Genomic DNA, 6,673 nt, shown 5'->3' with positions numbered 1-6,673 from the left:
CTGCCGCCCGACACGCCCTTCGCCTCCGGCACGCCTCGCTTTGCCGACCGGGCCTCCGACGCCCTGGCTGCCTGGAGCCAGGCCTATGCCGCGCGCGGCACGGCCTGCGCGGCCGACGTGGGCGGCGAGTTCTCGGTGGCGATGAGCCTGCCCAGCGGCGGCACCTATCTCGCGGTCGACCGCTTCGCCGTGCACAGCCTCTGCTATGCGGTCCACGACGGGCGCCTGCACTTCGCCACACGTGCCGATGACCTGGCCCGCCAGCTCGGCATCCGCGAGCTCGACACCCAGGCCCTCTTCAACTACCTGTTCCACCACTGCATCCCGTCGCCGCGCACCATCTATGCCGGCATCCACCGGCTGCCGCCCGCGCACTACGCGCTGTTCGAGAACGGCCAGCTGACGGTCGCGCCCTACTGGGTTGCGCGCTTCAACGAGCAGGCCAACCCCAACTTCGACACGCTGCGCGACGAGTTCCGCAGCATCCTGCGGGCATCGGTCAAGGACAGGCTGAGCGCCGATGGCAAGACCGCCTGCTTCCTGAGCGGTGGTACCGACAGCTCCAGCGTCTGCGGCCTGCTGCGTGAAGCGACCGACCGACCGCCCGCCAGCTATTCCATCGGCTTCGAAGCCGAGGGCTATGACGAGATGGAGTACGCGCGCATCGCCGCCAAGGCCTATGGCGCCGATCACCACGAGTACTACGTGACGCCGGCCGACCTCGTGAAGGCCATTCCCGACGTGGCGGCCCACTACGACCAGCCCTTCGGCAATTCCTCGGCCGTGCCGGCCTTCTACTGCGCCAGCAAGGCACGCGCCGACGGCTACACCCGCATCCTTGCCGGCGACGGCGGCGACGAACTCTTTGGCGGCAACACCCGCTATGCCAAGGAGCGCATCTTCCACGTCTACAGCCAGATCCCGTCGCCGCTGCGGGCCGGCCTGCTGAACCCGCTGTTCATGAACCCCGTCACCGGCAACATCCCGTTGCTGAAGAAGGGCACGAGCTATATCCGCCAGGCCCGCGTGCCGATGCCGGACCGCATGCAGAGCTACAACCTGCTGGATCGCCTGGGCCTGGCCAATATGCTGACACCGGCCTTCCTGGCCGCCGTCGATACCGATGGCCCGCGCCAGCACCAGCGCGCCACCTGGGCCGCCGGCCCGCGCGAAGCCAGCCTCGTCAACCAGATGCTCGCCTTCGACTGGCGCTACACGCTGGCCGAGAACGACCTGCCCAAGGTCGTCGGCACGACAGCCCTGGCCGGCGTCGACGTCGGCTTCCCGCTGCTGGACACGCGCCTGCTGGACTTCTCGCTGAAGCTGCCGACCAGCTACAAGCTCAAGGGCATGAAACTGCGCTGGTTTTTCAAGGAGGCGCTGCGCGGCTTCCTGCCCGACGAGATCCTGACGAAGAAGAAGCACGGCTTCGGCCTGCCCTTCGGCCCGTGGGCGGTGAAGGACGCCGCGCTGAACGCGCTGGCTGCCGAGTCGCTGCGCGGCATCGCCGCCCGCGGCATCGTGCGTGCCGACTTCGTCGAAAGCCTGTTGACCGAGCGCCTCAAGGAGCATGCCGGCTATTACGGCGAGACGGTCTGGACGCTGATGATGCTGGAGCAGTGGATGCGACGCCATGCGCCGGACTACCGCATCGCCGCCTAACTTTTTTGGATACACGCCATGTCTGATCCTCGCCCCCTCGTGCACCTGATCGCCGGCGCCCGGCCCAACTTCATGAAGATCGCGCCGCTGCTGCGCGCGATCGCGGCCGACGGCCGGTTGCAGGCGCGACTGATCCACACCGGCCAGCATTTCGACAAGGACATGAATGACGTGTTCTTCCAGGAACTCGGCATCCCGACGCCGGACGTGCGCCTGAACTGCGGCGGCGGCACACATGCCGAGCAATCCGGCAAGATCATGATGGCCTACGAGGCCTGCGTCGCCGAGGACCGCCCGGCCTGCTGCCTGGTCGTGGGTGACGTGAACTCGACGCTGGCCTGCGCCATCGTGGCCAAGAAGGCCGGCGTGCCGGTGGCACACGTGGAGGCCGGCCTGCGCAGCGGCGACCGTGCCATGCCGGAGGAGATCAATCGCCTCGTCACCGATGCCATCACGGACTGGTTCTTCGTGACGGAGCCTTCCGGCCGTGCCCATCTGCTGCGCGAAGGCCAATCCCCGGACGCCATCCACGACGTGGGCCATGTGATGGTGGACAACCTGCTCTACCAGGCCGCCAAGCTGGGGCAGGATTTCGACACCACCACGCTCGAAAGCGATGCGCTGAAGCGCCAGCTGGGGCGCTACGCGGTGGTCACGCTGCACCGCCCCAGCAACGTTGACGGCGAAGCCAATCTGCGGCGCGCAGCCGGCGTCGTCAATGCACTGGCCGCCGAGGTGCCCGTCGTCTTCCCGATGCACCCGCGCACCCGCAAGAACCTGGAGGCGCTCGGCGTGGCGCTGGCGCCCAACGTGCATGTGCTGGGCCCTCAGCCCTATATGTCCTTCCTGCACCTGTGGAAGGATGCCGTCGTCGTGCTCACCGACAGCGGCGGCCTGCAGGAGGAAACAACCGCCCTGGGCGTGCCCTGCGTGACGATGCGCGAAAGCACCGAGCGGCCCGTGACCGTGGACGAGGGCAGCAATGTGCTGGCCGGCACCGACCCGGCGCGCGTGCTCGAAGCCTGTCGCGATGCGCTGGGCGGGCGTGCCAAGGCCGGGCGTCGCCCCGCGCTCTGGGACGGCCATTCGTCGGAGCGCATCGTCGAGGCGCTGGCGGCGCGCCTGCACGCCTGAGGCGCTCCCCGGCGCGGTGGCTGCGCCGGCTTGGCGCTTACTTGAGCCGCTGCAGTACGGCCGGCACGATCAGTGCAGCGCCATGCATGCTGAGGTGGTTGCTGTCGAAGTAGAGCGGGCTGTCGCCTTCGAGCAGGCGGCAGCGCTCGCCCGAGCACAGCTGCTCTCGCACTGATACACGCGTGGCGCCGCCCTGCGTGGCCAGACGCTCCACCATGGCCAGTGCGGCCGCCTGCCGGTGGTCGTACTGCAACGGCGTCTGGCCTTGAGGTTCCAGTTCGTCGCCGCGCCGCCAGCGCAAGGCCAACGCGGCCGGGACCGGGTAGTGATAGGTCGGCACGGGGTCCAGCAGCAGCACCTGCTTGCCGGCGTCGCGCAGGCGCTTCACGCTCTGCGCAAGGCCGGCCTCGAAGGCTGCCGCGTCGGCGCCATCTATATACAACTCGTATCGCGCCGTCAGAAGCACTGCGTCGACGCTCTCATCGCGAATGATGTGCTCCAGCAAGGCCCGATTCACGGCCTCGCAGCGCCCCCGGCCCGGCACGGCAAAGCTCAATGCTGGGGGGCAGCTGGAGCTCGTCAGTTGCGCGACGCGGTGGTCAACCGCTTGGTCACCCAAGGCGCGAGCGATCTCGACCCCATGGCTGTCGGCCCAGACCACCAATGTCTTGGTCGCCGTCGGCGGGCCGAACAGGCAGCGCGCGTTGTAGTCCAGCCAACGGCTACCGGACGAGTGGCAGCGCTTGCGGTCCGGGCTAGAGTCGTCCGCGCCCGCCCGCAGCAGCGCGTCGCGCCCTGGCTGCGCGGCGCGATGGTCCGACGCCAGCGTCAGGCCCCAGGCGCCAGCCAGGCTGAGAAGGATGGTCGACGCGCCAGCGAACAGCAGCACGCGTTGTGGTATCGCCGCGTGGCGCACCGGTGCCTCGACCCAGCGCAATGAGGCCCAGGCCAGCAGCACGGACGCCGCGACGGCCACGGCTGCCTGCAGGGCCGTGGGCTCGTCCAGCAACCAATGGCGCGCCAGCACCAGCATGGGCCAGTGCCAGAGGTAGAGCGAGAAGGACTGCGCGCCTATCCAGCGCAGTGGCGCTACCGACAGCCAGCGCGTGGCATGGCAGCGCCCGGTTTCACCGACCCAGATCAGCGCCGCCGTGGCCAGGCAGGGCCATAGCGCTGACGGGCCGGGGAAGTCGTGTTCTGCCCGCAGCAGCAGCAATGCGGCCACGAGCGCCAGCGATGCCGTCAAGCCGACGACGTCATTCACCCAGTCGGGGCGCGCCATGCGTCCACCACCTCGGCTCACCCACCATGCCAGGACAGAGCCCGTCATCAGCTCGAACGTGCGCGCCGGCGCGGCGTAGAACGCGAGGTCGGGGGCATAGGGCATCAGCCGCAGGCAATAAGCCAGTGACACGGCACCGATACCCAACAGCACCCAGCCGATGAAGCGTGGCGCAAATCGCCATAGCAAGCCCAGCAACGGAGGAAAGACGATGTAGTACTGTTCCTCGACAGCGAGCGACCAGGTGTGCAGCAGCGGTTTCAGTTCGGCCGCGCTTTCGAAATAGCCAGTCGTTCGATACAACTCGATGTTGGAAACGAACAGCCCCGTGGCGCCCAGCAGTCGCGCGAATTCACGCAGCGGCTGCGGCTCCATTAACCATAGGCACAGCGGCCCGACGATGGCCAGCATCGCGAACAAGGCCGGGAAGATGCGCCGGATGCGCGCTGCGTAGAAGGACGCAATGCTGTACTTGCCGGCCGCCAGGCGCTGCAGCAGCAGCGTCGTGATGAGGTAGCCCGAGATCACGAAGAAGATGTCCACGCCGACGAAGCCGCTGGGCAGCAGCGCGGGCCAGGCATGGAACACCACCACGGGCACGATGGCCAGGGCTCGAAGGCCTTCGATGTCGGGGCGGAATTTCATCTGTGATGCAGCGTCTCCGCCTTACTAATGGCTCGCCTCAAGCACGGGCTGAAGCGCCCGCTTCGCCAGCAACCGCGATCCGGCCATGCTCAGATGATTGTTGTCGAGGTACAAGCCCTGGCCATCCGTGCCGATGACGGCACAGCGCCCTTCGCCGCACAGGGCAGCGTCGATCGCGATGCGCTGCGCGCCAGTGGCCGCAGCCACGCGTTTCAACGTCGCCAAGCCCGGGCTTTCAGCACGGAGGTAGTCGCCGCTCGGCATGCCGAACGCCGCAGGATCTTGGCCGCGGTGCTCGTATTGGGCAAGCGCGGCTGGCACCGGATAGTCATAGGTCGGCACGGGATCCAGCAGCCAGACCTGCTTGCCGGCGTCCACCAGCGCTTGCGCGGCCTTCTGCAGCCCGCGTTCGAAAGCGTCAGCCGACTTCGGGTCTCTCAGGTAGGCGGATGTACGGCTGACGACCAGTACACGATCCACTTTGGCATCAGCCATGAGGCCGGCCAACACCGCGTCGTTGTGTTTCTCACAGTAGAAACGGCCAGGAAGCGCGAAGCCGAGCGCCGGTGGGCAAGCTGCGGCCGTCATCACGGCGAGGCTGCGACTAGGCTCAAGCGACTCTACCAGCACATGACCAATCTCCACGCCATGGCTGTCGCCCCAGACGAAGAGTTGGTGTGGTGCATCGGCAGAGCCGAACTGACAGCGGTCGACGTAGGCGACCTGTACTCGCTCGCGCGTATGGCAGCGCTCGCGGCTAGGGCTGTGGTCGACCGCTGACGCCAGCAGCTTGTTGGCTGGCGACGGTGCCTCAGCCGCAAGTCGAGCGGCAAACAGTAGGCCGCCCGCCAGCAGCAGGCAGGCCGCGATGGCGGCAGCGCCCGACAGCAGGAAGCTGCGCTGGCTCCAGGACGCATGGCGCACCGGCGCCTCGACCCACCGCAGCGACGCCCAGGCCAGGCCGACGGCCAACAGCACGGCCACTCCCGCCTGCAGCGCGTCCGGATGGCCCAACAGCAGATGGCGTGCAAACACGAGCATGGGCCAGTGCCACAGATAGAGGGAGAAGCTCAAGGCGCCGATCCAGCGCAGCGGCGCCAGCGCCAGCACACGGCTGGCGAGGCTCCCCTCCCCTCGCCCGGCCTCGATCAGCGCGGCCGCGCCCAGACAGGGCCACAACGCCGTCATGCCGGGGAATGAGGATTCCGGCGTCAGCAGCAGGCAGGCCGACAGGATGGCCAACAGGCCTGCCAGGCCGAGCACTTGCCGCGCGCCGGCCGACAAAGGTGCGCGACCGCTGGCGACGCGCACGGCCAGCAGCGAGCCCACCATCAACTCGCAGGTGCGCGACAACGCGGAATAGAAGGCCAGCGCGGCGTCGCTACCGATCAGGTACTGGGCATAGGCCAGCGACAGCAGCCCCACGCCCGCCAGCACCAGGCCAACGGCGCCGCGTGCCCAGCGGTACAGGGCCGCCAGCAGCAGCGGGAAGACGATGTAGTACTGCTCCTCCACCGCCAGCGACCAGGTGTGCACCAGCGGCTTGAGCTCGGTCGCGCCTTCGAAATAACCCGTGGTGCGGTAGAGCTCCAGGTTGGATGCGAACACGCCCGTCGCACCGAACACGCGCGCGAGCTCGCTCATTGCCTGAGGCGCCAGCAGCAGCCACGCCGCCGGCACGATGAGGGCCAGCATAACGAACAGCGCCGGGAAGATGCGCCGGATGCGCGCCGCATAGAAGGAGGCGATGCTGTAGGTGCCGGCCTGCAGCCGCTGCAGCAGCAGCGTCGTGATCAGGTAGCCCGAGATCACGAAGAAGATGTCCACACCGACGAAGCCGCCGGTCAGCAGCGCTGGCCAGGCATGGAACACCACCACGGGCACGATGGCCAGGGCTCGCAGTCCTTCGATGTCGGGGCGGAATTTCATGCGCGAGGAATCAGCTCAGCG

At 68.0% G+C, this 6,673-nt stretch carries 4 protein-coding genes; 2 read left to right on the top strand and 2 right to left on the bottom strand.

The features are described 5' to 3' along the window. A partial coding sequence (locus AC1DW3_RS28730) for an asparagine synthetase B family protein (protein WP_477937348.1) occupies nt 1-1,662 on the top strand: 1,662 nt, incomplete at its 5' end. Nucleotides 1,663-1,680: 18 nt separating this feature from the next. After that, nucleotides 1,681-2,796, top strand: coding sequence for a non-hydrolyzing UDP-N-acetylglucosamine 2-epimerase (gene wecB / locus AC1DW3_RS28725; RefSeq protein ID WP_477937346.1), 1,116 nt, complete (start codon nt 1,681-1,683; stop codon nt 2,794-2,796). A 37-nt stretch (nt 2,797-2,833) separates the two neighbouring features. Here the strand turns inward: wecB and AC1DW3_RS28720 are convergent, their stop codons facing one another. Together AC1DW3_RS28720 and AC1DW3_RS28715 are read right to left on the bottom strand one after the other, a co-directional pair. Next, a complete protein-coding gene (locus tag AC1DW3_RS28720; RefSeq protein WP_477937344.1) occupies nt 2,834-4,723 on the bottom strand; it encodes an acyltransferase family protein in 1,890 nt (629 codons plus the stop codon). 24 nt (nt 4,724-4,747) lie between these two features. After that, nucleotides 4,748-6,652: an acyltransferase family protein gene (locus AC1DW3_RS28715; protein WP_477937343.1), complete on the bottom strand. Its 1,905-nt coding sequence runs from the start codon at nt 6,650-6,652 to the stop codon at nt 4,748-4,750. Nucleotides 6,653-6,673: the final 21 nt, after the last annotated feature.

This window comes from Roseateles sp. P2_H4, from assembly GCF_056403315.1.
Note: the sequence above shows the minus strand (reverse complement) of the source record. Positions and strands in the feature narration are given on the sequence as shown.